The sequence below is a fragment of the Nitrospirales bacterium genome, assembly GCA_031315865.1.
GTDB lineage: Bacteria > Nitrospirota > Nitrospiria > Nitrospirales > UBA8639 > JAGQKC01.
Genome location: JALDRJ010000002.1, coordinates 790,895 through 815,251, shown reverse-complemented (window position 1 = coordinate 815,251; position 24,357 = coordinate 790,895). Strand labels below are relative to the sequence as shown.

Genomic DNA, 24,357 nt, shown 5'->3' with positions numbered 1-24,357 from the left:
AAAAGACTTTAGTGTTCCAGAAAACGTGCCGATAACGCCCGATAAGACTGAATAGGAAAGGGGGTGAGCTCATGGCCAAAGTGGTCAAGAAAAAGCCAGTAAAGAAAGCCGCCGTGCGTTCGAAGAAATCTTCGAGCCGCAAAAAGACCTCTCGATAATTCGAGGAGTCATTTCTTCATAACCTAGCCGGGGAGTGGCGCCAAGACCCTCCCCGGCGTATTTTTGCCCCGCTTCGAAACATTGTTCCTTTGTTCCTGCCATTCCTCTTCAAAGTAACTTTCCTCAAACTCTGTAGAACCTCCATAAGTTGAGTTTTCCCTCATGAGTATGTGATAACTCAAGCCACATTCGTATTCGCATTGATCGGCGGAAAATCCAGGATTCGGTAAGGAGTGGTTGAGAGCATGACGATCACAACGCAAACACAACTGTGCGGGGTGCTGGGGAATCCAGTCCATCATTCCCTGTCTCCAGCTATTCATAACGCAGCCTTTCAACATCTTGGGCTGAATTACGTCTATCTTGCATTGCCGCTCAAGGAGGACGTGGAAGGGGCGCTTCGCGGCATTCGAGCTCTTGGCAATCTTCGAGGATTTAGCGTTACGATCCCTCATAAAGTGGCCGTCATGCCCTATTTGGATGAGATAGATCCGACCGCCAGGCACATTGGATCCGTCAATACCATCGTCAAAGACCAGGGTCGACTCGTTGGGTACAACACGGATGCCACGGGGGCGCTCCTGGCTCTTGAGCAGGATGGAACTTCGCTCGAAGGGCAAAGGGTGTTGATGCTCGGGTCCGGGGGAGCGGCCCGAGCCATTGCGTTTGGCCTGGCAGTCGAAGGCAAGGTCAAGGATTTAACGATTTTAGGTATTGACGATGTCGAGAGAAGGGCGTTGGCGCAAGACATACGTGAACGAACATCTCTGACTGTGGCGGATGCTCATCTGACAGAGGAAGCGCTCAAGAGCGCAATGGCGGTTTCTCAGGTCCTGGTTCACTGTACGCCTATCGGGATGCATCCAGCAGTCAATGCAAGTTGCGTGAAGAAAGATTTCTTCCGTCGCGATCTCACCGTTATGGATATTGTGTATAACCCTTTGGAAACCCGACTCTTGAGAGAGGCACGCGAGGCTGGTTGCCGTACGATTCGAGGAGTCGAAATGTTCGTGAATCAAGCCGTCGGTCAATTCGAGAAGTGGACGGGACAAGCCGCTCCGGTTGATGTCATGCGTAAGGTTTTGGAGGAACATTTTCGGTGAATATTGTCTTAATCGGGTACCGCGGCACGGGGAAAAGTACGGTGGCGAAACTCTTGGGGCAACGACTGGGACGGAGAGTCATGTCCACCGATGCTGAAGTTGTCGCCAGGGCTAAAATGACGATCCCGGAAATCGTTGAACGATTTGGATGGGATCATTTTCGAGGATTAGAAACCGAGGTCTGTCAAACAATAGGTCGCCAAGATGGTCTCGTCATCGACACCGGTGGCGGGGCGATTTTGAAGGGCCAAAACGTCACGGCATTCAAGACGAATGGAACTGTGTTTTGGTTGACGGCTGAGGTGCCTACCATCGCTTCACGAATCGGGGGGGATACTCAACGACCGTCGTTGTCTGGGACTAAATCCTTCGTTGAGGAAATTGAAGAAATTCTCAAAGAACGCACGCCAAAATACCAGGCTGCCGCCGACCACAGTATTGCAACTGATCATGCCTCGCCGGAACGGGTAACGGCCTCTATCTTTGCCCTTCTCTCAGACTCGTGCAGTTGATCGTTGAATAAACTTTTTATGGTCGGAGGCGGCGAATTTGGTCCCAGACTATTAAGAATGACAGATTTGGCCGTCTTCGTTTTACCCATGACACCACCAGAACAACCATGTTCACAAGCGTCAGTTTGGCAACAATCCCATGTGGTCCATTGGACTCAGTTGCTCTTAGACAGCTACCGACATTGGCTGGGGGCTGATCTCATTGAAAGGCATGGAACAACGGTCGAGCAGGCGCGGCGGGTCTTTGAATGTCTGGATATTGTCGTGTCTCATGGAATCGAAGATAATCCGATTTTGAACTATGGCAATCATGCGGCCTTACTACTATGGGAAATGGATTGGGACCAGTTCAGACAGACGCCGTCTCGTTTGACGGCGGAACCTGTCAACCAAACTGAACGTGCCGAAATGCTACGTAGGGCTCGATCTCGAGGGTATATTGACGATTATCGAGGTGTCCGTATTTCTAGAACGGGTAAGAGGTTTCTCGTGGAGGCCGCGATCGTGTGGAACGTCATGGACGCGGGAGGCTTCCAGTGTGGACAAGCCGCCACGTTTTCCAAGTGGTCATATTTACACTGATGATGGTTTCCATGATTCGTATTTCGTGTCAACTGATGGTTTCTGGTGAATGGCAAGCCAGGTTTTCTCCATCACGCCTTGCACCCTGTCCATAGATTCGTTATGGTTCTTGCCAGCCTGATAGGTTGCTAAGGGTGTAGTGAAAATCGATAGAACAGAGTTTCTTTCACGACTAAATTTAATGAGTGCGTTGTCATGATTCTTGCTGGAGACATTGGTGCAACAAAAACGTTGCTGGCGTTATTCGACTGGACAGATGAACGGGTTGAGCCGATCAGAGAGGACTCATTTTGGAGTCAGGATTATGAGTCCCTCGAAGACATTCTCAGTGAATTTCTTGATCAAGATGAAATGGCTGTTCCTCCGGAATTGGAAGAGGATGGAGCAAATTCCCAAGACTCTCCTGTTTCCTCTCCACGCCTTTCAGGTTCGGAGATACGAGCCTCGCTCACCACCGCCTGCTTCGGCGTGCCTGGTCCTGTGATTGACAATGCCTGTAAGACCACGAACCTGCCTTGGCTTCTTAAGGGTGAGACGTTAGCCGAGCATTTGCAGGTAAAAACCGTTCGTTTGGTCAACGATCTCGAAGCCACGGGACATGGATTGTTGGTTTTACGTCCGGATGAACTCGAATCCCTGACTCCTACGATTCCCCGCATGGAAACAGGGACCCGTTCATTGCTTGCTGCAGGAAGCGGGCTAGGGGAAGTCACATTGTTCTGGGATGGGATCCGTTATCATATGTGTCCATCGGAAGGAGGTCATACGGATTTTGGGCCGAATAGCGATCGGGAAATAGAGCTGCTTCGGTATCTTCGAACCAGTTATCTCCATGTCAGCTATGAACGAGTTCTATCAGGCCCCGGCCTACACACGATTTATCAATTTCTTCGCGACACGCAAAAAAATGAGCCAACGTGGTTTGCCGAGAAATTGCCGACTGGCAATCCTTCTGCCTTGATCTCCGAGGCGGCGTTAGCGGGGAAGCCGGAAATCTGCGTGGATGCGTTAAAGCTCTTTGTTTCAATCTATGGAGCCGAGGCTTCGAATATGGCGCTCAAAACGCTATCGTATGGTGGCGTCTATTTGGGTGGGGGCATTGCTCCTAAGATTCTTCCTTTCCTTCGAGACGGCGTCTTTATGAAAGCCTTCATGGCCAAGGGGCGATACAAACGATTATTGTCGAAAATTCCTGTTCAAGTCATCCTTAATCCACAGGCCGCGCTTCTTGGTGCAGCGTCCCTGGCCGCGCAATTGGCGAATAAGGCGTGACGGGGAAGACGTACAAGCGGAAAGGTCAAGAAGAAGAGATTTCAACGCGAAGGAGTGTCACTCGAATTGACGACTGAGACGGCAACCCTGAAACGAGCCGCTGCCGAAAAATCCCTTGAATTTATTCAAGATGGAAACATCGTGGGCTTGGGGACCGGTACGACCGTTCGGTACCTGCTGGAAGCCTTGGCCGTGAGAGTGAAAGAGGGGTTGCGCATTCAAGGCGTGCCGACATCGCGCTCCACCGCTGCGCTGGCGACGGAACTCCACATTCCAATCCTGTCAGATGATGAAGCATGGGACATTGATGTGGCGATTGACGGGGCCGACGAAGTCGACCCTCATTTCAACCTGATAAAAGGAGGAGGAGGGGCGTTACTTCGCGAAAAAATTATCGCATCGACGGCGAAAAAGTTCGTCGTCATCGTCGATCATGCCAAGCTCGTCACCGTCTTGGGTTCCTCTTTTCCCTTACCGGTGGAAGTAACCCCGTTTGGATGGCCCAACACGGTCAGGCAGATTGAACATCTGGGCTATCAAGCTTCTCCTCGTCAGCGCGATGGGAAACTTTTTGTGACAGATAATCAGAATTACATACTGGATCTGCATGGGGGCACTATTTCCAATCCTTGGGGGCTGACGCAGCAATTGAATGCCATTCCCGGGGTTGTGGAGAACGGTCTGTTTGTGGGGTTAACTTCCGCCCTGGTTGTCGCTTCACCGCAAGGGATTAGCGTGCGTCGCTCTCCTGCCGAGTAGAGTTCATTTGCGGATCATTTCGGTTGGCAATCAGCGATTCCCCTTTATTCATCACAGTCCGGTTGAGACCCGCCTTTCAAACGCTTCCACATAGGGGCTTTTTTCACCATTCCCATAATATACCCCAAATGGCCGAAATGGTATGATAATTGAGTGGATTGTGTAGAATATGCCGTAAGGGAGTGTTGAATAAGGAAGTTATCAACGGCCATATGCCGCCAGAAAGATGTTGTACCTCAGCAGCTTCGGGGCGGTTCAAAAAAGTCTTGGCTCATCTTCCGTGCTTCAGTCATGTTGAACACTTCATCATGCGAGGGTAGGGGCCATTGGCAATGATCATGAGCAATGCGAGCCAAGCAGCAAGGCCACAGGTATTTTGACGCGCGGAGCGTACTGGTACTACGTGAGCACGACAAAATGCCGAGAACGCCGCTGGCGGCTTTTTTCAACATGCCCCGTAAGGAAGGTCGCTCTGTGAATCTGTTGATTGGGTGAAAGGAGTCGTGCATGCAGCGGTTGTTATCTCGGTCTCGTCCCGTTCTACATGTTATGAACTTGCCAAAACTTGGTTTATGGGGGCTCTTGGCCCTATGGACATTCAGTGCTTTCGTGCAATGTTCTGAGGTGCCCGGCAATGCCGATCCCGTAGCCGAGGCGACCGCTTCGACTCTGATATCCAATGTCGAGCCCCAGCCCATGAACGTCGCCTCGGTCTCCCTTCCTTCGAACGACACATTCATTAAAGTTTCCAAGGAAGCCATGGCGTCTGTCGTGAATATTGCATCCAGCCGTAACGTGGCTCAATCGGGGCAGTCGCCGCGATCGCCGTTCTTCGATGATCCGTTTTTTCGCCGGTTTTTTGGCGAGGAGTTTGAACGGCAGTTTGAGCAGCCCAAAAGGAAGAAGGAGCAGGGATTGGGATCAGGGGTGATTGTCCGGCCTGATGGCTATATCGTGACCAACAATCATGTGGTTGAGAAAGCAGACGAATTGACAGTCTTATTTAGCGATAAACGGAAATTTCCGGCCAAGTTAATCGGGACTGATCCCAAGACGGATCTGGCGGTGATTAAGGTTGACGCGACCGATTTGCCAACCTTGCCGTGGGGAGATTCGAATGCCTTGCAGGTAGGAGAAATGGTGCTCGCGGTGGGGAACCCATTCGGACTAAATCAAACGGTCACGATGGGTATCATCAGCGCCGTGGGACGGGCGAATGTCGGGATCGTGGATTATGAAAACTTCATTCAAACGGATGCAGCCATCAATCCAGGAAATTCCGGAGGCGCACTGGTAAACCTTTCGGGCCAGCTCATTGGCATCAATACCGCGATTTTTTCAAGAACGGGCGGATACATGGGAATAGGGTTCGCCATTCCCAGCCGGATGGTCAAAAACGTCATGGAAAGCTTGATCGGTCATGGAAAAGTCATTCGCGGCTGGCTTGGCGTGTCCATTCAAGAGCTGACATCTGATTTGGCTAATCAATTCGACGTGCCTGATACGGCGGGGGCTTTAGTTGGCGACGTGTTCTCAGACAGTCCAGCAGGACGCGCTGGGGTCCAGCGAGGGGATATCATTCGAAACTTTAACGGCAAACCCGTCAGAGATCCCACGCAGTTACGGGCGTTGGTGGCCGAGACTCCTCCGAATTCAGAAGTCACTATGTCCGTGTGGCGGGATGGAAACAGTCTTGACTTGCAAGTCGATATAGGAGAAATGCCAAAAGATGTCGCGGAATTATCGAGCCAGCCTGATGTCGAATCGACGGGTAACCATGTGCTGTCAGGCATCACGGTGGAACCGCTTCCTCCTCAAAAAGCCGATGATGGACGTGGAGTCTTGATCACTCGTGTGGCCCCAGATTCCTCAGCAGGTCAGGCAGGTCTTCGCAATGGCGATATTCTCCTGGAAGTCAACCGAAAATCCTTACGGAATATCGAAGATTTTACGGCTATTGCCGGACAATTGGATGAAGAGTCAGCGGTGCTCGTCCTATTGAAGCGAGGAAAACGCACCATTTTTCTGACGATCAAACCGTAGCCGCGGTCACGCCTCAGAAATTTTCAATGTAGGAAGTGTTGAATCATGAAGTAATCAAAGGTCATATTTCGCAAGAAAGACGTTGTGAGCCTGAAGCTTCAGGGGCCCCGTTCAAAAAGGTCCGTTTAGCAAGGCCGCAGGCATTTTGACGCGCGGAGCGTACTAGCATTACGTGAGCACGGCACTCTCGCGAATCGGGACCATGCTTACAACTGTTGTATAATGATCCTCGCACTGAAATCCTGCTCGTTCACCACATGGGGTTCAAGCGGCGAGAGGCCGAGAACGAAGCTAGCGGCTTTTTTCAACGGACCCATTTTGGGAAACATGTTACAGAAGAAAACACGACCAATCAAAAGTCTCTCGTTCGTGACCGTAGGGCTCCTCATCTTGACATTCTCGCTAACGGTCTTCGCGCTCTCGCCAACCGTTTCAATCCAGATTGACCCGCGTCCTCCATTTTTTTCTCCCTCGCCGGTCTCAATGGTCGCGGGTGCGATCATCCAGTGGGAAAATCGCACCCATGAAGTTCATACGATTCGTGCGGATGATTGCCTGGGAAGAGTTCGCTGTTCTTTTAATTCACGAATGATTGAGCCGGGAGGCAATTTTGTCGTTCCGGACCTTCCGCCAGGCGAGTATGCCTATCACTGCGGTATTCATCCGTTCATGCGAGGGGTTTTCACGATACGGGGAAGCAGTCGAAACATCCAATCCTCGGATATTTAAAAAAGAGGGTTGCCGCAAATACTGAGACGTACTACTTTATAGAGGGAGTGGCGTTTCATGGATTGCGATGTCATTGCGCCATGATTCCCCCTATGGTAGAGTCGATCTCCTCTGAAATGTTCAACGAAAGACCTGATATTTGAAAGTAATGGGCAGACGTTGAGGAAGCTGGTCCCATCGTCTAGTTTGGTCTAGGACGGCACCCTCTCAAGGTGTAGACACGGGTTCAAATCCCGTTGGGACCACCACCTTCATCAGAATCACTTCCCTCTCACTGCTAGACTCAACCGCTATTCATGATGAATGATAAAATTCGAACGATTGGACCTGTATGAGCACTCGACATTTTCATGATGGAAAAGAAGATGGATTAGAAGCGCTCGAGTCGCTCGATCCAGGCGCGATCCACTCATTTTCTGATTTGCTGATCGCTATGCGAAAAACGGCCTTTGGTGGACGACGTCTGGGGGAAGCCTTCGACATCTTAACCAACATGATCGAGGACCCGGACTGCAAGGTGGTGATGACCCTGTCCGGAGCCATGACGATCGCCAAAATGGGCAAAATCATCAGTGCCATGATCGATCATGAAATGGTTCATGCCATCGTATCGACCGGGGCTCTGATGGCTCATGGTATGAGTGAGGCCGTCGGAGCCACGCACTATAAGTACCAGCCGACGATGAGTGACCCTGAGCTATTCGAGAAAGGATACAACCGGGTCTATGACACGTTAGAAATGGAGTTGAACCTGAATCATGTGGAAGAAGTCGTCGGTGAAACCTTAAAAAGGCTCTCGCCGGATCAACCCTTGTCGTCTGAACTGCTCAACCGAGAGTTAGGGCGGACGCTAGATGAAAAGTATGAAGGAGCGGCGATTCTCAAGAGCGCGTACCAGAAAAATGTGCCTGTGTATATTCCCGCGTTCACGGATTCTGAACTCGGACTGGACGTCTCGATTTGGGCCATGGGGGAACATTACCGAAAGGGATATGCCCTGCCTTCGGAGAAGGAGTCTGACACGGATAATTGGGAAAAACTTCGTCAACATCGCCCGTCGTTTAATCCATTCCTGGACCTCAACAGTTATGCGGAACAGTTACTCGCCGCGAAGCGATTGGGTATTTTCACGATCGGAGGAGGCGTGCCCAGAAATTGGGCTCAGCAAACGCCGCCGTATATTGAAATTTTAAACCTCCGTCTCGGGACAAATTTGAAGCCGCCTCGATTTCACTATGGCGTGCGGATATGCCCTGAACCCGATTATTGGGGAGGATTGAGCGGGTGTACCTACCAGGAAGGGATGTCTTGGGGCAAATTTGTTCCTCAACAGGAAGGTGGGCAGTTTTCAGAAGTATTGAGCGACGCGACGGTTGTCTGGCCCCTGCTGATGATGGGGCTTCTTGAACGTCGAATGTCCAGGCAGTCCGCAACCTAGTCAGTCTCGACAATGACTCGCGAAGGATGACACAATACGCATTCAAGATGCGTTCACTTGCCGTAAGCGAAACCGTTAACATTCTACGAAAGCGGATGTTCATGCCTATTCAACAGACGATCAACGAGCGTTGGGGAGGCAAGCGTGTTTTTGTTGTCACCCTTTGTGTGTTGGTTCTTTCTGTCGTCTCTCTCGTATCAGCTGAGCCTTCGACAGACTTTTTAGTGCGAGATTCCGATTTTGTGCGAGGGAATCCGAACGCACCTGTCACCGTGTTGGAATATTCAGACTTTACGTGCGGATTTTGTGAGAAGTTCTTTCATGATACCTTCCCACGGTTGCTCTCCGAATATGTCGATACAGGAAAGGTACGCTTTGTGTACCGGGATTTCCCTCGTTCTCCGGGAGGACCAGGGCTTCGTGCCTCCATGGCGGCTCGTTGCGCAGGAGAACAGGGTTCGTACTGGCCCATGCATGACCTTCTGTTCAATAGCGATCAACAGTTTTCAGTGGAACAACTTCGTGGTTATGCGAAAAAACTGGGCCTTGACGACATGAAGTTTTCCGAATGTCTGTTGAGCGAGAAGTATGTCAAGGAAATTTATCAGGATCGGATCGAAGGTGGGACTCTGGGAGTCCGGGGAACGCCAGGCTTCGTCATTTTCATCACCTCCTTGCCGGAGGATGGAGAGATGGTCATGATTCCCGGAGCATTTCCCTACGATGTCTTTCAGAAAGAGATTGAAAAAGTTCTCAAAGCTGTGCCTGCTGACCAAACCTTGGAGCATCCATCGACGTCGGCGATTCCGGTTCCTCAAGGTCAAGGTATCGACTCCTAATTTCGTGTTGGAAACAGGTACCGGAGAATCAACATAGGGCCAAGTCCTTCTCTCCGCATCGTACGGCGTGGTGCTCTCACCGTTTTAACTCGTAAAGGAATCATGGGGATGATGTCCGACTCTTCTACTTTTTGGTCAATGGAATGTTCTCCAGGTGAACCGGATCTCTTCGTGTGCATGGATTGTCTCGGCGAAGTGTTTCGAGCCAAGCTTCCCGTTGAAGGGTGTCCAGGTTGTGGAGCTGTCTCAATGTTCGAGGCCTTTACCCTTGAGTCCTTGCAAGATTGGGCCACCCCTGAACTGCTGGCCAAAGCTCAATCCCTAGGAGCCCAGCCGCAATCCCAGCCATCAACGCCTCCGGTAGATTCATCGTCTTCGAATGACGCGCCTCACTCCGCTGAATCGACATGACGACTCAGTCCTTAGAAACTCCCAAGCCTTTTCTGATCGGATCAGAATGGGTTCATACTCCACACGTACAACCGGTTCTCAATCCTTATACCCAACAGGTTTTTGCCCATGTGTGTGTGGCCGGGCAGCCTGAAATTTCCAGCGTTCTCCAGTCCACGACAGATGCCTTCTCGGCCTTGAAAAAAGTGCCCGCGTACGCGAGGGCCAGAGCTCTACGGCAGATTGCGGATACCCTTCAGCGGCGTCGAGAGGAATTTGCCAAAACCATCTGCGCAGAAGCCGGAAAGCCCATCACGGATTCAGGGCGAGAAGTTGATCGTGCGATACAGACCTTTTTAATCGCAAGCGAGGAGTCGACGAGAATTTCGGGCGAGACTATTCCGATGGATCGTATGCCGGGGATGGAAGCCTTTTCGGCCGTGCTCCAACGGTTTCCCATCGGCCCGGTGCTGGGTATCACGCCGTTTAACTTCCCGCTTAATCTGGTCGCGCATAAAGTAGCTCCGTGTTTGGCGGCAGGCAACCCTATCGTGATAAAGCCCGCCCCGCAAACTCCGCTCACGGCTCTCCTGCTTGGGGAAGTCATACGTGAGACGGATCTCCCGCCAGGTTCCATGGATGTCATACCCTGTGACAATCAGATGGCGGAAACGCTTGTTCTGGATGATCGTTTTCGCGCCGTGAGTTTCACGGGAAGTGTGGCGGTGGGATGGATGCTCAAGGCCAAAGCCGGAAGGAAACGGGTGTTGTTGGAGCTCGGAGGCAATGCGGGTGTGATCATTGAGCCAGATGCTGATATAGAGACCGCGGTTCAGCGGTGTGTGGTTGGGGGAATGGGATATTCCGGGCAAACCTGTATTTCCGTTCAACGAATGTATGTTCAGGAGACGATCTATGAAGGGGTGGTCGGGAAGTTGGTTGAACGAGTCCGTCAGGTAGAGGTCGGGGATCCCGGGAAAACTGAAACGGTGGTAGGCCCGCTTATCGATGAAAGGGCTGCCCGGCGAGTAGAAGCATGGGTGCAGGAGGCAGAGAAACAGGGAGCCAGGGTTCGAACAGGCGGAACGCGTGATGGTTCAGTCATGCATCCCACCGTGTTGACCGATGTCGATGCCAAAATGAAAGTCTCGTGTGAAGAGGTATTTGGCCCAGTCATTACCGTGACGCCTTATCAAGACTTTGACGATGCCTTGGCACTTCTCAATCATTCGTCGTACGGCCTTCAAGCGGGAATTTTTACCCAGAATATTCAGAACATGCATCGAGCGTATGAGCACCTTGACGTCGGAGCGGTGTTGATCAATGAGATTCCTACGTTTAGAGCCGATCACATGCCGTATGGGGGAGTGAAGGATTCGGGGCTGGGACGAGAAGGTGTCAAGTATGCGATTCAGGAACTCACAGAGCCAAAATTACTCATCGTGAACGTGCCCGATCGGCTTGAGAGAGAGCAGTAAAAGGACAGATGAATTGGTTTCCCACGTAAAACGTCACAAGTTTCCGGCCAGTTCATTCTTGCACCTGACCCGCGACTCTTGGTAAAAAGGCTTCGTGTTGAGCAATAATCCAACGATCCTTCATCATCCATTCTTTTCTTAATCCACTCACAATTCAATAATCTGGTGGTTATCGGAAGAGCTAGGGGGTTGTGCGGTTGAACATTGTTCAAGAAAATCGGCAAGGACAAGGGGTAGAGTCACGAGAAAAGAGGAGGAGCCATGGTACCAACACATATGTTTTTGACTCGTGGGGTCGGCGTTCATCGGGAAAAGCTGACTTCTTTTGAGGAAGCCTTACGCAGCGCGGGAATAGCTTCGTGCAACTTGGTGAGCGTTTCTTCGATCTTTCCGCCAGATTGTAAAATCATTCCTCGGAAGCGAGGAGAGAAACTCTTAAACCCAGGAGAAATCACCTTTTGCGTAATGGCTCGATCAGAGACCAATGAGCGAAATCGCTTGATTTCATCCTCGATAGGATTGGCGATTCCCACCGGGCGAAGGTCTCATTACGGATATTTATCAGAGCATCATGCCTATGGCGAAACGGACGAAGAGGCTGGGGAGTACACTGAAGATTTAGCTGCTCAGATGCTGGCGACGACGCTCGGCATTGATTTCGACCCGGATGTCGCCTGGAAAGAACGAGAACAGGTTTTCAAGATGGGCGGAAAAATCGTACGGACTCAAAATATTACCCAATCGGCCATCGGCAAGCCGAACCTCTGGACGACCGTCGTTGCCTGCGCGGTGTTTATTCCCCTGGAAAACGTCCATCTGATTGACAAGGCAAAGACGACGAGGAAAAAGAAATCAACCAGATAATACCGTGTCCATAGATGAGTTGGTTTCGTCGTGAGCATGCTCTCCATTTCAGCCCTCTCAACTATCAAAATCTGCCCATAACACTGTGTGGTCCGACGGCTGTTCTGCCCGTCGAGGTCCAAGATCAACGGCGACTTTCCTGCATGCCCGGGCCAGGGTGGGCGTCGCCAGAATATGATCGATTCTCCACCCTCGATTCGCGTCGAGCGCGCTTGGTTGTCGATAATCCCAAAATGTGAATTGCTGTCGTTTGGGATACCGGGCCCGAAAGACATCCACGAATCCCCAGGCAACCGTCTGGTGATAGGCATGCCGAACATCTTCATGAAAGCAGACGTGCTTGAGATGTTTCTCCGGGCTGTGTACATCGATCGGCTCTGGCGCGACATTCATATCACCGCACCAGATAGCAGGTTTTTGAGGAGATAAATGGCGTTGAAAGTAGCGCGTCAGCCGTTTGAACCAATTCAACTTGTACTGATACTTTGGAGAGTCGATCGAAAATCCCTGAGGGATATACGTATTCAGGATGGAAATTCCTTGGATGACCACTCGCATGAGACGCATTGGATCGTCTTGATGTTCGTCCTGATCCTCAAACCCCGACGATACGACATCAGGTGGACTTTGACTCAAGATGGCGACCCCGTTGTAGGATTTCATGCCTCGAAACGTCAGGTGATATCCGGTTTCTGAGAAGGCTTCTGCTGGAAACTCTGTATCCTGAACCTTCGTTTCCTGCAAGCAAAGCACGTCAGGCTTGTTTTTCTTCAGCCATTGCAACACGATAGGAAGGCGTTTGCGGATGGAATTGACGTTAAACGTGGCGATTTTCATGAGGATAGAAACACATCGATCGAGAAAGAACGAGTAATGCCCGTCTCCGACACGAGAGACCATTGACGAGCGTTCAAGCACGAGTATTTCCGATAAGCCTTCAAGGAGTCAAATATTGACATTTTCCCAAGAAGAAATTGACTGTTTTGCCGACAGGGACTTCTTTCGAACCAAAGCGCAAATCACTGTCAAGGTTCGTCACATCCTTGAGGAACTGCATGGGAACATTCAATCCGAGATGGAAGGACGAGATTTGATCGTGCCTCAACGCTTTAATCCGGAGGCCGTCCAATTCGTGAAGGGCGAACATCTTGAAGACTTCCCCTATCAATATCTGGACTTTCCCCGGCACTATACGAGGACTGAAAAATTTGCCTTTCGCTCGCTTTTTTGGTGGGGGCATCACGTCGTGTTTGCCTTGATCCTCGAAGGCCCTCATGTACGTCAATACAAAGAAAATCTCATAAACCATTTTTCTGAGATTGCCGGTCACTCGATTTGTCTGTGTTTGAGCGCTTCGTTATGGGAGTGGAAACATGGAGCCGGTTACACGATGGAACTCACGCAGGATCGCAAGTCGCAAACGGCGGCAGTCTTGGCGAATCGATCATTCGTAAAGCTCGCTCGTTTCGTCCCGCTAAGCGATCCCATCGTCCAATCCGGCGTGATGGCGCATGCGGGTCATCAAGCGTTTCGCGCCATGCTTCCCGTGATTCTGGCCTGAGTTCGCGTCACATTGGTTCTCCCAGGAGCCATCGTGCCTAGCACGACGGGATGTCGCGCGCCGGTGACGGACGGAATATTGGCGCAGACCCCATGATAACTCTGGTAGGCGAGAATCGCGAACGCCATGGCCTCGAACGCTTTGCTATGCGTGCCACAGTCGTCCATGGTCCGAACCGGAACGGGAGTGAAAGCCTTTTTCAATTCTTCAACCAGAGAGGCATTGTAGATTCCACCTCCTCCAATGATGACTTCGTGAATATCCTCTTTGATCCAGCGGCCAGAATCATGAATAGATCGTGCGAGAAAACGGCAACATGTGGCCAGAATATCGGCTAGTGAGAGATGACGTTGTCGGGTCTTTGTCAGGATTTGACGAACATAGTCATGCCCGAACTCTTCCCTCCCTGTAGATTTCGGGGGTTTCTTTCGAAGGTAACGGTGTGAGAGCAGGAATCGAAGAATCGTCTCATCCACCCGTCCGTTTTTCGCGAGTCGCCCACCACGGTCCATGGACCGGCGACCGCTGGACAATTCGGAAACGATCGCGTCAAGCAGCATGTTGCATGGACCGGTATCAAAGGCGCGAACCTGCGTCAGCTTTGCACGGGCCGGCAGCACCGTCACATTGGCGATGCCTCCCAAGTTCACGACCAACCGTGATCGTGAGTGATGGCCAAAGAGCAAATGGTGAGCATACGGGGCGAATGGCGCGCCTTCTCCGCCAGCTGCCATATCGCGAGCGCGAAAATCGGCGATGGTGGCAATCCCTGTTCGTTCGGCGATGATCGAAGGGTCGCCAATTTGAAGCGTCGATCTGATCGGTCCGACGCCCGGTTCTCGTCTGGGCTGGGGAAGGTGATGAATCGTCTGACCATGAGATCCGATGAGTTGTACCCTGTGTGCGGAGAGATTGGCGTGGGTCAGAGCGTTGAGCGTTGCTTTGGCGAACATCTCTCCCATCAAAGCATGCAAGTGACAAATTTCAGCGACATGCGCATGTTCCGCGGCCTGTAACAATCGTTTGCGGAGAGATCGCGAGTACGGAACGGATTCAAAGGAGATAAGTTTAATGGATAGGCGATGGGTTGTATTTCGAATCTTGACGATGGCCACGTCGATTCCATCCGCCGATGTACCGGACATGAGGCCGACGACAATCATCGTGGGGATCCTATGACTGAACGAGTGCCGGAAAGATTCATAGAATGTCGAGGCGCACGAATAAAGACAGGCGTTCATGAACCATGTTTCTTGCGGTCCCACACCATGCCCGTCTGTTCCCGATCCGAGAAGCCCAGGGTCGCATAGAAGGCTTGTTTGTCACGAGTGCAGAGCCAGAACAGTTCCACGTTTTTTAAGGATGGGTGATCGAGGATGCGGCGCATCACCTGTGTGCCAATATCCCGCCCTTGATACTGCCGGTCGACAATGACGTCCCAGATCGAGGCCCGAAACACATAATCCGTCAGAACGCGGCCAAATCCAATCAAGCGGTTGCTGTCCCAGGCAGATATCACGAGGTCGCTCTGAGCGAGCATGGTCAAGGTATCGTGAACGGTTCGTCCTTGCGACCACTGGGTCTGATTAAATAAGACGATCAGGAGCTCAGGAGGAAAATCTTTCGATTCGGAAAATGTGACCATGGCTGGAGATTACAGGCTGCTCTGTATTACACTAAACGGCTACTAAAAAACTAGTGATCGATGGAGAATGCCTTATGCCGATGCTCGTGAGAAAGTGTCCCAAATGCAGCCTGTTGTTCTGGATCAAAGAACAGGACATCGTCTATCCTGATCCTAACACGATGAAAATCAATTGCACGCACTGCAAGCAAACCCTCAGGATACCATTGATCACTCAAGGTGCCAATGCCGGGTCCCCCAAAATGGGGCATTGAACTCGTCGCTCCTTGTTCGCCTCTCGTCTATAGCATTTTCTGTATCGTCAGGCACTGCATTATTAAGGTGAAGGTTTCATGATTTTCGATTTCGGGGCATCGGTATGAAAGAACGCACGATCGCTGGGTTACAGGTTCGCATCGCCGGCGGGAATGATCGCGAAGGAGGCGGCACAGGCCCGGTAGTCGTGTTACTCCATGGATTTGGGGCGCCAGGAGATGATCTTGTCGCCGCTTTGGCGAGTGCTAGACGTTCCAGAAGATACCAGGTTTGTGTTCCCGGCCGCGCCGTTGTCGCTCATGATGGGGTTTGGCGAATCAAGGGCCTGGTGGATGTTGGATATGGAGCGTCTGGCCCGTGAACGCGCACAGGGTAACTGGGAGCAGTTGACGAAAGAAGTGCCGGCTGGTTTGGACAGGGCGCGTGAGGCGGTTGTTGAACTGTTGGGAGTGATCAGAGAAGATTTCCGAGTGGATTCGAGCGAATTGCTCCTCGGTGGATTCTCCCAAGGGGCCATGCTGGCCTGTGACGTCGTGTTGCGAACAGATGATCCATTTGCCGGTTTAGTCATGATGTCAGGCTCCCTGATCGCTCGAGATGAATGGGCGCCATTGGCGTGTCGCCGGAAAGGGATTCCGGTTTTTCAGAGCCATGGAACGGATGATCCAATCCTCTCGCCCGATGTGGCGAAACAGCTTTGCGATATGCTGAGACACGAAGGTCTTTCAGTCGACTGGCATGAGTTCCGGGGAGGACATGAGATTCCCATGAATGTGCTCGCCAACCTGGGACCCTTTATCACTGGAGCCCTATCCCACCCTGCAAATGGATCGAAACGGGAAAGATGACATGAGGAAGAAGAATTGCACAACGATGAGAAGGTTGGCTATATTGAGGAGCAAGAGATCAGGCACGGAAATCATACATTGGAGCGTGATGAATCATGATCAGTAAAGAAGACCTTACCATATACATACAACGATCCATGAGCGACGCTAAGGTCGCTGTCGTCGATCGAACGGGCACGATGGATCATTTTAACGTGGAAGTCGTGTCAGGTATGTTTGAAGGGAAAAATCTTTTAGATCGTCATCGTATGATCTATCAAGCCCTCGACGAGCCCATGAAAGATGGCCGTATCCATGCGGTGGAACTCCAGGCAAAAACCCCAGACGAAACATAAGGAGAGAAGAAAAATGTCTAACCCTATCGAAGAAGAAGTGCAGCGTGAAATCAAAGAACATAAGATACTGATCTATGGTAAGGGCACGAAGACCGCGCCACAATGCGGGTTTACCGTCGAGACGATGGAATTCTTCAATAAATTTGGCCATCCGTACGAACTCATTAACGTCTTGACCAACCCGGAAAAGCGGGAGTTTCTGAATAAAATGACCAATTGGCCAACCTTGCCAAAAGTGTTTATCAACGGAACGTTCTATGGCGATACGGATGTGCTGGGACCAATGGAACAAAAGGGAGAGCTTCAACCCCTGTTGGACGAAGCGTTTAAGAGTGAATAAACGTTCCCACACCTGACTTTAAGTCTTTCCATCAAGGCCTTTCCATTAAGCCATTTCCATTGAGGATGGCTCTTGCTCAAGCCCGCCGCTTTTTGGCGGGCTTCGTGCTTTCTGACCCCATAGCTGATTGTGCTGTTTGTTCGTAAAAAGAGTCGAGCGATGCTCTGAAATTGTAGCCGTTGAATCTTGTTCCCCGATATTCTTTTCATATACTGCACCCAACCCCCCTTTTCATACCGCTTGTGTTACTTTCTTCACGCTGATCATTCTTGCTTTTTCCCTTTGCGTCAAGCAATTGGTGCAGAGCCCGATAGGGTAGGAAATCCATCAAGAGGCGTTTTCGTGACTCGTCAACTCTACGATACGCCGAAAACCAGTTCTTGTACGAGACGCGAATGGCTAGGGGGACGAGCAATGCGTCTCGGAATTCAGCGGGGGGGGCATATCATGCATGGTGACAACAAACAGCAAAGACCAACGGTCTGCGTGTCTATCATTATCGGTTTTTCACTGGTCCTGGGATGTTCAGCAAGCCCGAAAGCTGACGTGATGCACTCGTCACTCCAGATGGACCAGCAGTCTGCACGGCATGGGCAGTTTACGGGCGTCGCCATTCACGATAGCCTGCGGGATGCTACGATCTTTCAAACAGCCAAGCGAATCCAGCAACCGCTGACCCACGTCACTCCCCTCGCGCTCGTGGCGCCTCCGTTGCCTCTCAATGCGCAGCTCCCCGAAACTCCAGTCCACGTACCGGAACCGGGAGAATCCTTGAATCAAGATCATGATGAGCGGTGGCATACTGAATTAGGATGGTCATTGCTGGTTGGGGGAAACTCCCAAGGAGCGATCGCGTCTTATCGGCAGGCGATTCGTCAGAACCCCACGTTTGTCGAAGCGTATGTAGGACTCGGAAGTGCGCTCAGAATGCAAAACAAGGTCACGGAAGCTATTGAGGCTTACGAGCAGGCTCTTGAGCTGCAACCGGATAATCCGTCGGCCTTAGTTCACCTGGGGTCTCTCTATGCTGATGGAGAGCCAGCCCATCGGAATATCGAAAAAGCCAAGCGATTGTACGCTCGCGCTTCCAAGCAAGGCGATCCATTCGCGAAAATTGCGCTAACAGGGCTGAAAACTCATCAGTGACGTAATTTTTGGAAGACGATTACCATCCATTCAAATCTTCGACTAGAGTTTCGATAAATCATAAAAACAAAAAAGCCCCAGCTTTCTAACGGCTGGGGCTCTTTATTTTATAATCCTCTAGAGAATTATGTTACTTATTCTGAAGGAAGTTTTTTCGTCGGGTGATGCCGATGAGTCCGATGAGTCCGGTACCAAATAGCCAGACGGCTGATGGAACAGGAACAGGTGTGGGGCCGTTCGTTACGGCGGCCCACTCCTCAAACCCGGCTTGCGAAGGTTCGCTCATCATGTCTGTATCACCGAAGACATTGTAGAGATAGAGAAAGTTGTCAGGGCTAAAACCGCTCAAGATTGCGGTAGGGAATAAGACATCGTAATCAAAGTCACCACTACCGGCACTTCCTCCGACCCCGTTGTCCATGAGGACTGTGTTTCCTCCTAGGTCATAAACTTTTGTGCCCAATCCGTCGCTATAATCGTTATCATCAGGAGTGGTGTGAACCCATAATTCTAACTCCTGCAGTGTGATCAAGGACTGAGCGCCACCCGGCTCATTAATGTCCAACCGTAATTCAAAATAGTCTGTGCCGCCCACATCAACAACGGCCAGATCGCTAAGCATGAGGGAACGAGTGAAGTTTCCGGTAACTTGATCTAGGTTAAAAGGTCTAGCATCTGTGTTAAACCCTGCTTCAGAGCCGTTTTTTTGTGTTCGAAGGAACGATTGAATGTGCCCTGAACCGGCTCCCGTATTGGTATCAGACGTTTCGAACATTGCTCCATTGATAGTGGCTGATGAAGGGGCAGACGAGAGATCAAATAGCGCTGCCCAACTCGTGCTAACTGTTAAGGCTAAAAATGAACCTAGTAAAACAGGTATTGCTACCTTTGAGTTAATCCTCATCTCACAACCTCCTTCTGCACTCTTGGCCTTTAGTGTATGAGGGGTATAGCAAAGGCCGAAGAGAATATAAATAACTGCGGTTAATAATAACTGCCTACAGAAACTTTTGGGATTGTGGATGGTAATGCACAAATCACTAAAAAGCAATATACGTACAAAATACTAATTTTTACTGAGAGCGAGGTCATCGATGTCTGGTGTACGTGAATAGACTAGATGTAAATATTTATACGTATGTAACACGCTAGTCTCTGCTTAGATAATCGTTAAATGTTAGTTCACCGGTCTGAATTCTAAACTACAACTCTAGATCATCTGGAAAAGAACCGAAAATACGAGGTGAGAAAAGCTGATTAGATCAATGGAAAATTTAAAAAGACGAGAAGCGATGGATCTTCGAGCCCAAAGTGGTTTGAGTTTGCTTGAGACCATCGGCGCGGTCTCGATAGGAGCCGTATTGGCCGCCATCACCGTCCCGCATGTCTATGATCTCATCGCCGACTCCAAGGCCGAGTCGCTCGTGGCGTCGACCAAAGTCTATCAACATGCGATCAGTCGATATTATGCCGACATAGGAACCGTATTGCCTTTAGACGGTCTGGGGATTCCGCGGCTGGAGCCGGCGGGGAATAGTGCGAATCCCAAGTCCCTTCCTGCCCGGCTCACGCTCGCAGCTAGTGGGCCGCAGGCTGGGACGGTCAATCTTTGGAGCAGATTTCAAGGGCCGTATCTCGAAAAATTCGATACCCGGTATCCGCCGGAATTGGGGGAAACGATGTATATGCCCACCATTCGGTCGCTCTCCCTGGGGGTGAGCGTGACAGGGAGTAATCATGCCTGGGACCTCAAGGGTGACGATGGAAAAAACGATATTCCCACGAATGCCACGGTGGTGATGCTTCGAGTGGTCGGCTTGACGCCCGAGCAATTCCTGCGAGTTGATAAGATCATCGAGCCGGACATCGGGGCAACCGCGACAGAAAGACGCCTCAGAGGGCGGGCCAAGTACGATTCAACCGACATGACGTTGAATCTCTATTTAGCTCATCAATAACACCGAGAATGCCGAGTAAAACGTATGTCATCGTTTGGCCTTCGTTTCTCGTGTAAGACAGGCTTTGCAGATTCATCGAATAGGAAAATAGGCACCGAATGAAAAGACCTGAGACAATTTTCACGTTGTAGGCAGAAATTCCCTAAAGCCTGAGAATCAGATGTCCGATGAGAAACAAAGAAAGAAAAAGGGAAGAATGCTATCAGGATAATGACTATAAGCGGGAAACGGTGCGTACGTATGTCTAAGCCTCTGGTCGAGAACAAGAAGGGAATTCTCTATGAATAAGGAACGACGCGAACAAGGATTTACCTTAATCGAAATGATCGGCGTATTGGCCGTCATCGCTATTCTGGTCGCATTACTGTTGCCAAAGGTGTTTGAGATTATGGCGGAATCAAAGGCTAATGCCTTGGTTGCAGCTATCCGGACGTATGAAACGGCCGTGGTGGATTACTACTCCGACATCAGTTCGTTGCTGCCTCTCGATGCCACGGGAGTCCCGACCGCGGAGGCAACCGGCGATAGCGCCACGGCAGTCTCGCTTCCGGCACGTTTGACGTTGGATTCATCCGATGCGTTGAACACCGGCGCGAATGGCTGGTCCAGGTTCAAAGGCCCGTATTTAGCCAAATTTGTCACGGCTGTGCCTCCAGGGCTTGGAACAGGCGTATACATGCCCGCCACGGCACCCGTGAGTTACGGGACAGCGACAACAGCCTCCAATATCGCGTGGGACCTGAATAATGATGGGAACAGCGATATCCCGAGTGGGGCCAATGTGGTCTATGTCTATTTTACGGGAATCAGCGATTCCGATTTCGACAAAGTCGACGCGATTATTGATCCGGGTATGGGCACCACGACGGCCCAACGAGTCTTGCGCGGCCGGGTGAAATATGATTCGGCTACTGACCAAATGATGATTTACCTCAATCATGGGTAAGGGCTTTGCCCCCTGGTGGAGCAATGGGAAAAGGAGGCGTGAGACGAGACTAATCATACTTGAATATTTTATAGCCGACACCTTCTACTCGATCCTCTGAGCTTCCTTCGCGTTTCTTCTTTGCTGTCTTTTCCGATGGGTACCGATACATGAATTTATCCGTCATGGAACATGCACCGACCAAGCCCAAGCGTCTTGGTGACCGACTCGTCGCTGACGGTCTGCTCGCAGAAGACCAACTCGATCTGGCCCTTAAAGAATCGAAGCGGAACGGAAAATTTCTTGGTGAAACCCTCGTCAGTCTTGGGTTCATCACGGATGAAGTTCTGACGACCTATCTGGCGACCGAGTCACAAGCAACGGTTCTCGATCTCTCCGATTGTTTCATTCCTCCCGATGTGCTTGCACTCGTCCCCCATGAGTTGTCTGCGCAGTTCCGTCTCCTGCCGATCGAGAGAAAAGGCAATCTGCTAAAAGTCGCATTCGCTGATACGTACAACGTCATGGCGGTCGATACCATTGAGCGTATCACGGGATTGAACGTCGAAGTGGTCGCCGCCCCGTCGCAAACGATCTCCGATGCGATCGAACGCCTGTATGCCCAGAGCGAGACCATTACGAATCTGGTTGACCAATTGGCCAAGCAAGGATTGGGCGCGTTGGGGGAACAATCAGGGACCGAAGCGCCGATGATTCGGCTCTGTAACCAGATCATCACCTTTGCGATCCAGATTCGAGCCACAGATATCCACGTCGAACCAGATGAGCAGTATTTGCGGATTCGTATCCGAGTCGATGGGTTGCTCGGACGAGAAATTCTCATTCCCAAAATTCTGCAAGCCTCGATTATCGCGCGATTGAAACTCATGGCGACGTTAAATGTGACTGAAAAACGGTTGCCTCAGGATGGACGAATTCCATTTACTTCCGGCACCCGTCGGGTCGACTTGCGTGTGTCGACCTTACCGACGAATTTCGGTGAAAGCGTGGTTATGCGAATTCTCGATAAATCCGCCGTGAACCTGGAATTCTCTTCGCTAGGGTTTACCGCGCATAATCAGCAGCGAGTGCGATCCGTCGTGCAGCGTCCATACGGGATATTGCTGGTCACCGGTCCGACGGGGAGTGGAAAAACGACCACGCTCTACACCAGTTTACGAGAGGTGAATGCGCAGGAGAAGGGCGTGTTTACGCTAGAAGATCCCGTGGAATACCAAATGCCCATGGTCAGGCAAACTCAGGTGAATCCAGGCATCGGCATGACGTTCGCCGCGGGTCTTCGCGCCTTATTGCGGCAAGATCCCGACGTGATCATGGTTGGAGAGATTCGTGATCTCGAAACGGCGGATTTGGCCATGCGCGCGGCCATGACCGGTCACCTTGTTTTTTCGACGTTACATACGAACGATGCGGTGGGGGCGATCCCTCGTTTGATCGATATGGGAGTTGAACCCTATCTGTTGGCATCGGCGCTTTCTGGAGTTGTCGCGCAGCGGCTTCTTCGGCTCATTTGTCACGGATGTAAAGAAGAGCGGACTGATGTGGAGCAAGTCTTGAAGGCACTGAAGATTCAACCGCCAGAGGGAGAGCCCCCGAGGCTGTGGCAAGGAAAAGGGTGCCGCGCATGCGGGAATACCGGCTTTCGCGGACGCCAGGGTATTTATGAAGTCTTTCTCATGAACGAACAGGTACATCTGCCGATCGTACAAGGACCGGATTTACCAGCGATTCGAGGAATTGCCCGTAAAGAAGGCATGATTACGATGAAGGAAGATGGGCTGGCCAAGGCGTTTCAAGGACTGACGACAGTTGAAGAAGTGTTGAGGGTGGTCGATGGCTAACTATAAATACCGGGCCGTTGACCAGCAAGGCGGCACTCAGAAAGGGGTCCTGGCGGCCGAGAATGTCGATGATCTTCGAGGACGATTGAAGGAGGGTGGAAAACTCCTCATAGAGGCCAAAGAAACTCGCGAAGTGGCGACAGGGTCACATGGCACTGTCAAAGTGAAACCGCAGGTCATACTCGAATTTGTCACACACATGTCGAGTCTGTCGCAAGCCGGTGTGCCGGTCCTCACCTCGTTGATCAATCTAGCTCAGGAAGCATCAACCCCGCAGTTTGGCCTCGTTTTAGATAGAGTGTGGCGTACGGTTGAGACAGGCGTTCCTCTGCATACAGCCATGAGTCAGTATCCCCGCGTCTTTCCTCAACTCGTCGTGAACCTCGTGCAGGCTGGTGAAGAAAGTGGGACATTGCCTGAGACGTTTGTGGAGTTGCAGCGATACCTGGAATGGGTAGAACGGATGAAAGGAGAAGTCCGTCAGGCCGTCATCTATCCCACCACGATCCTGACGGCTGTCCTCGCACTCTTTATTCTGATGTTTACCTTTGTCATTCCCCGCTTCACGCCGATCCTTGAAAGTCTGAATGTTCCGCTTCCCTTCGTCACGGTCGTGGTCCTGGCGTTTAGCAAGTTTATGGAAAATACCTGGTGGGTATGGGCAATTCTGCTAATCGGCATACCTGTGGGCATAATAGCGAGCAAGTCCCGGGTCCCGGGTTTTGCCTTGTTGTGGGACACCTGGATGCTGAAGATACCGGTTTTCGGCCCGCTCAAGAGTATGGTCGCGCTTTCACGGTTCACGCATAACTTTGGAGTGCTGTACAAAGCCGGCATTCCTGTGCTGCAGGGGCTGAGCTTGTGTCAGCGGTTGGTCGGCAATCTCGTCATCGCCAAGGCCCTCAAGAAAGTGGAGCAGGATGTATCGGAAGGCGCGACCATCAGCAATGCGCTCCGGCTCCATCCGGTCTTTCCTTCAATCTTGATTCAAATGGTTTCAGTCGGTGAGGCGGCTGGTCGCCTGGATCAAACCATGCTGCATGTGGCGCATTATTACAACGAAGAAATTCCACGGCGGGTCAAAAAGATCTTTGGCATCATGGAACCGATGATCACGGTTGGGTTGATCGGAACGGTGGGTATCGTCGCTGTGTCCATCTTCCTTCCCATGATGAGCCTGATGGGAGGCATGCGCTGAGGGAGCGCGTGATCTGTCACAGGAAAGTTAGGATGAAAAACGTTCTTTAGCACTTCACGAAACAAGGCCTTCGCCTATGGAAAAGCGAAGGCCTTGTGTTGTGTATCGTGCACTGT

Annotated in this window: 27 protein-coding genes and 1 tRNA gene; 23 read left to right on the top strand and 5 right to left on the bottom strand. The window is 51.2% G+C overall.

All coding sequences use genetic code 11. The annotated features are described in order from the left end of the window. The first annotated feature begins 404 nt into the window (after positions 1-404). From MRJ96_03835 to MRJ96_03775, 13 genes are all read left to right on the top strand, one after another. Positions 405-1,262 (top strand): shikimate dehydrogenase, encoded by an 858-nt coding sequence (locus MRJ96_03835; GenBank protein ID MDR4500569.1) that lies wholly within the window; start codon positions 405-407, stop codon positions 1,260-1,262. Beyond that, positions 1,259-1,774: a shikimate kinase gene (locus MRJ96_03830; protein MDR4500568.1), complete on the top strand. Its 516-nt coding sequence runs from the start codon at positions 1,259-1,261 to the stop codon at positions 1,772-1,774. Before MRJ96_03835 ends, MRJ96_03830 begins: the two co-directional genes overlap by 4 nt. A 3-nt stretch (positions 1,775-1,777) precedes the next feature. Next, positions 1,778-2,356, top strand: coding sequence for an MEKHLA domain-containing protein (locus MRJ96_03825; GenBank protein ID MDR4500567.1), 579 nt, complete (start codon positions 1,778-1,780; stop codon positions 2,354-2,356). 195 nt (positions 2,357-2,551) lie between these two features. Continuing rightward, on the top strand, positions 2,552-3,628 hold the full coding sequence (glk, locus tag MRJ96_03820; GenBank protein MDR4500566.1) for a glucokinase: 1,077 nt from the start codon (positions 2,552-2,554) through the stop codon (positions 3,626-3,628). Between the two features lie 66 nt (positions 3,629-3,694). After that, positions 3,695-4,387 carry a ribose-5-phosphate isomerase RpiA gene (rpiA, locus tag MRJ96_03815; GenBank protein MDR4500565.1) on the top strand — a complete coding sequence of 231 codons (693 nt, stop codon included), beginning with the start codon at positions 3,695-3,697 and terminating at the stop codon, positions 4,385-4,387. Positions 4,388-4,894: 507 nt separating this feature from the next. Then, positions 4,895-6,430 carry a DegQ family serine endoprotease gene (locus MRJ96_03810; GenBank protein ID MDR4500564.1) on the top strand — a complete coding sequence of 512 codons (1,536 nt, stop codon included), beginning with the start codon at positions 4,895-4,897 and terminating at the stop codon, positions 6,428-6,430. 327 nt (positions 6,431-6,757) lie between these two features. Next, positions 6,758-7,159 carry a hypothetical protein gene (locus MRJ96_03805; protein ID MDR4500563.1) on the top strand — a complete coding sequence of 134 codons (402 nt, stop codon included), beginning with the start codon at positions 6,758-6,760 and terminating at the stop codon, positions 7,157-7,159. A gap of 170 nt (positions 7,160-7,329) precedes the next feature. Further along, positions 7,330-7,407: transfer RNA gene (locus MRJ96_03800), tRNA-Glu, on the top strand. 83 nt (positions 7,408-7,490) lie between these two features. Then, entirely contained in the window at positions 7,491-8,597 is a 1,107-nt protein-coding gene (locus tag MRJ96_03795; protein ID MDR4500562.1) for a deoxyhypusine synthase family protein, read from the top strand. 101 nt (positions 8,598-8,698) lie between these two features. Beyond that, the gene (locus tag MRJ96_03790; protein ID MDR4500561.1) at positions 8,699-9,436 is read left to right on the top strand and encodes a DsbA family protein; all 738 of its coding nucleotides are present in this window, start codon (positions 8,699-8,701) and stop codon (positions 9,434-9,436) included. Between the two features lie 108 nt (positions 9,437-9,544). Continuing rightward, a complete protein-coding gene (locus MRJ96_03785) occupies positions 9,545-9,847 on the top strand; it encodes a hypothetical protein (protein MDR4500560.1) in 303 nt (100 codons plus the stop codon). Continuing rightward, positions 9,844-11,304 (top strand): aldehyde dehydrogenase family protein, encoded by a 1,461-nt coding sequence (locus MRJ96_03780; GenBank protein MDR4500559.1) that lies wholly within the window; start codon positions 9,844-9,846, stop codon positions 11,302-11,304. The genes MRJ96_03785 and MRJ96_03780 overlap by 4 nt, the downstream gene beginning before the upstream one ends. Before the next feature lie 261 nt (positions 11,305-11,565). After that, positions 11,566-12,168, top strand: coding sequence for an arginine decarboxylase, pyruvoyl-dependent (locus MRJ96_03775; GenBank protein ID MDR4500558.1), 603 nt, complete (start codon positions 11,566-11,568; stop codon positions 12,166-12,168). Between the two features lie 57 nt (positions 12,169-12,225). Here the strand turns inward: MRJ96_03775 and xth are convergent, their stop codons facing one another. Beyond that, positions 12,226-13,086, bottom strand: coding sequence for an exodeoxyribonuclease III (gene xth, locus MRJ96_03770; GenBank protein ID MDR4500557.1), 861 nt, complete (start codon positions 13,084-13,086; stop codon positions 12,226-12,228). A 34-nt stretch (positions 13,087-13,120) separates the two neighbouring features. On the opposite strand from xth, the gene MRJ96_03765 reads away from it, so the two are divergent. Next, positions 13,121-13,729: a hypothetical protein gene (locus MRJ96_03765; GenBank protein ID MDR4500556.1), complete on the top strand. Its 609-nt coding sequence runs from the start codon at positions 13,121-13,123 to the stop codon at positions 13,727-13,729. Here the strand turns inward: MRJ96_03765 and MRJ96_03760 are convergent. The 3 genes from MRJ96_03760 to MRJ96_03750 all read right to left on the bottom strand — a co-directional run bounded on the left by MRJ96_03760 (position 13,690) and on the right by MRJ96_03750 (position 15,625). After that, positions 13,690-14,892: an anhydro-N-acetylmuramic acid kinase gene (locus MRJ96_03760; protein ID MDR4500555.1), complete on the bottom strand. Its 1,203-nt coding sequence runs from the start codon at positions 14,890-14,892 to the stop codon at positions 13,690-13,692. The two genes, MRJ96_03765 and MRJ96_03760, sit on opposite strands and share 40 nt — an antisense overlap. Before the next feature lie 74 nt (positions 14,893-14,966). Beyond that, complete coding sequence (locus MRJ96_03755; protein MDR4500554.1) at positions 14,967-15,374, bottom strand: GNAT family N-acetyltransferase; 408 nt, start codon at positions 15,372-15,374, stop codon at positions 14,967-14,969. A gap of 50 nt (positions 15,375-15,424) precedes the next feature. Then, complete coding sequence (locus tag MRJ96_03750; protein MDR4500553.1) at positions 15,425-15,625, bottom strand: hypothetical protein; 201 nt, start codon at positions 15,623-15,625, stop codon at positions 15,425-15,427. 107 nt (positions 15,626-15,732) lie between these two features. Here MRJ96_03750 and MRJ96_03745 point away from each other — a divergent pair, with 107 nt between their 5' ends. From MRJ96_03745 to MRJ96_03725, 5 genes are all read left to right on the top strand, one after another. After that, on the top strand, positions 15,733-15,990 hold the full coding sequence (locus MRJ96_03745) for a hypothetical protein (GenBank protein ID MDR4500552.1): 258 nt from the start codon (positions 15,733-15,735) through the stop codon (positions 15,988-15,990). Next, a complete protein-coding gene (locus MRJ96_03740) occupies positions 15,932-16,477 on the top strand; it encodes a hypothetical protein (protein ID MDR4500551.1) in 546 nt (181 codons plus the stop codon). Before MRJ96_03745 ends, MRJ96_03740 begins: the two co-directional genes overlap by 59 nt. Positions 16,478-16,614: 137 nt before the next feature. Then, the gene (locus MRJ96_03735) at positions 16,615-16,812 is read left to right on the top strand and encodes a BolA family transcriptional regulator (protein ID MDR4500550.1); all 198 of its coding nucleotides are present in this window, start codon (positions 16,615-16,617) and stop codon (positions 16,810-16,812) included. A 13-nt stretch (positions 16,813-16,825) separates the two neighbouring features. Continuing rightward, positions 16,826-17,152, top strand: a complete 327-nt coding sequence (locus MRJ96_03730; GenBank protein MDR4500549.1) for a glutaredoxin — start codon at positions 16,826-16,828, stop codon at positions 17,150-17,152. A 342-nt stretch (positions 17,153-17,494) separates the two neighbouring features. Continuing rightward, positions 17,495-18,298: a tetratricopeptide repeat protein gene (locus MRJ96_03725; GenBank protein ID MDR4500548.1), complete on the top strand. Its 804-nt coding sequence runs from the start codon at positions 17,495-17,497 to the stop codon at positions 18,296-18,298. Between the two features lie 130 nt (positions 18,299-18,428). Here MRJ96_03725 and MRJ96_03720 read toward each other — a convergent pair whose 3' ends face one another. Then, positions 18,429-19,073: a VPLPA-CTERM sorting domain-containing protein gene (locus MRJ96_03720; GenBank protein MDR4500547.1), complete on the bottom strand. Its 645-nt coding sequence runs from the start codon at positions 19,071-19,073 to the stop codon at positions 18,429-18,431. Between the two features lie 517 nt (positions 19,074-19,590). On the opposite strand from MRJ96_03720, the gene MRJ96_03715 reads away from it, so the two are divergent. From MRJ96_03715 to MRJ96_03700, 4 genes are all read left to right on the top strand, one after another. After that, entirely contained in the window at positions 19,591-20,256 is a 666-nt protein-coding gene (locus tag MRJ96_03715; GenBank protein ID MDR4500546.1) for a type II secretion system GspH family protein, read from the top strand. Positions 20,257-20,536: 280 nt separating this feature from the next. Further along, complete coding sequence (locus tag MRJ96_03710) at positions 20,537-21,202, top strand: type II secretion system GspH family protein (protein ID MDR4500545.1); 666 nt, start codon at positions 20,537-20,539, stop codon at positions 21,200-21,202. A gap of 164 nt (positions 21,203-21,366) precedes the next feature. Then, positions 21,367-23,043, top strand: coding sequence for a Flp pilus assembly complex ATPase component TadA (gene tadA, locus MRJ96_03705; GenBank protein MDR4500544.1), 1,677 nt, complete (start codon positions 21,367-21,369; stop codon positions 23,041-23,043). Next, the gene (locus MRJ96_03700; GenBank protein MDR4500543.1) at positions 23,036-24,241 is read left to right on the top strand and encodes a type II secretion system F family protein; all 1,206 of its coding nucleotides are present in this window, start codon (positions 23,036-23,038) and stop codon (positions 24,239-24,241) included. The genes tadA and MRJ96_03700 overlap by 8 nt, the downstream gene beginning before the upstream one ends. Positions 24,242-24,357 lie beyond the last annotated feature (116 nt).

Bases quoted from the DNA above. Each gene is read 5' to 3' on its own strand.
- MRJ96_03790 (MDR4500561.1), top strand. From the start codon at position 8,699: ATGCCTATTCAACAGACGATCAACGAGCGTTGGGGAGGCAAGCGTGTT.
- MRJ96_03740 (MDR4500551.1), top strand. From the start codon at position 15,932: ATGGGGTTTGGCGAATCAAGGGCCTGGTGGATGTTGGATATGGAGCGT.
- MRJ96_03700 (MDR4500543.1), top strand. From the start codon at position 23,036: ATGGCTAACTATAAATACCGGGCCGTTGACCAGCAAGGCGGCACTCAG.
- MRJ96_03785 (MDR4500560.1), top strand. From the start codon at position 9,545: ATGATGTCCGACTCTTCTACTTTTTGGTCAATGGAATGTTCTCCAGGT.
- MRJ96_03750 (MDR4500553.1), bottom strand. From the start codon at position 15,625: ATGCCCCATTTTGGGGGACCCGGCATTGGCACCTTGAGTGATCAATGG.
- MRJ96_03720 (MDR4500547.1), bottom strand. From the start codon at position 19,073: ATGTTCGAAACGTCTGATACCAATACGGGAGCCGGTTCAGGGCACATT.
- MRJ96_03760 (MDR4500555.1), bottom strand. From the start codon at position 14,892: ATGATTGTCGTCGGCCTCATGTCCGGTACATCGGCGGATGGAATCGAC.
- MRJ96_03745 (MDR4500552.1), top strand. From the start codon at position 15,733: ATGAAAGAACGCACGATCGCTGGGTTACAGGTTCGCATCGCCGGCGGG.
- MRJ96_03835 (MDR4500569.1), top strand. From the start codon at position 405: ATGACGATCACAACGCAAACACAACTGTGCGGGGTGCTGGGGAATCCA.
- tadA (MDR4500544.1), top strand. From the start codon at position 21,367: ATGGAACATGCACCGACCAAGCCCAAGCGTCTTGGTGACCGACTCGTC.
- MRJ96_03710 (MDR4500545.1), top strand. From the start codon at position 20,537: ATGAATAAGGAACGACGCGAACAAGGATTTACCTTAATCGAAATGATC.
- MRJ96_03805 (MDR4500563.1), top strand. From the start codon at position 6,758: ATGTTACAGAAGAAAACACGACCAATCAAAAGTCTCTCGTTCGTGACC.
- MRJ96_03735 (MDR4500550.1), top strand. From the start codon at position 16,615: ATGAGCGACGCTAAGGTCGCTGTCGTCGATCGAACGGGCACGATGGAT.
- MRJ96_03775 (MDR4500558.1), top strand. From the start codon at position 11,566: ATGGTACCAACACATATGTTTTTGACTCGTGGGGTCGGCGTTCATCGG.
- MRJ96_03715 (MDR4500546.1), top strand. From the start codon at position 19,591: ATGGATCTTCGAGCCCAAAGTGGTTTGAGTTTGCTTGAGACCATCGGC.
- MRJ96_03755 (MDR4500554.1), bottom strand. From the start codon at position 15,374: ATGGTCACATTTTCCGAATCGAAAGATTTTCCTCCTGAGCTCCTGATC.
- glk (MDR4500566.1), top strand. From the start codon at position 2,552: ATGATTCTTGCTGGAGACATTGGTGCAACAAAAACGTTGCTGGCGTTA.
- MRJ96_03810 (MDR4500564.1), top strand. From the start codon at position 4,895: ATGCAGCGGTTGTTATCTCGGTCTCGTCCCGTTCTACATGTTATGAAC.
- MRJ96_03780 (MDR4500559.1), top strand. From the start codon at position 9,844: ATGACGACTCAGTCCTTAGAAACTCCCAAGCCTTTTCTGATCGGATCA.
- MRJ96_03730 (MDR4500549.1), top strand. From the start codon at position 16,826: ATGTCTAACCCTATCGAAGAAGAAGTGCAGCGTGAAATCAAAGAACAT.
- MRJ96_03795 (MDR4500562.1), top strand. From the start codon at position 7,491: ATGAGCACTCGACATTTTCATGATGGAAAAGAAGATGGATTAGAAGCG.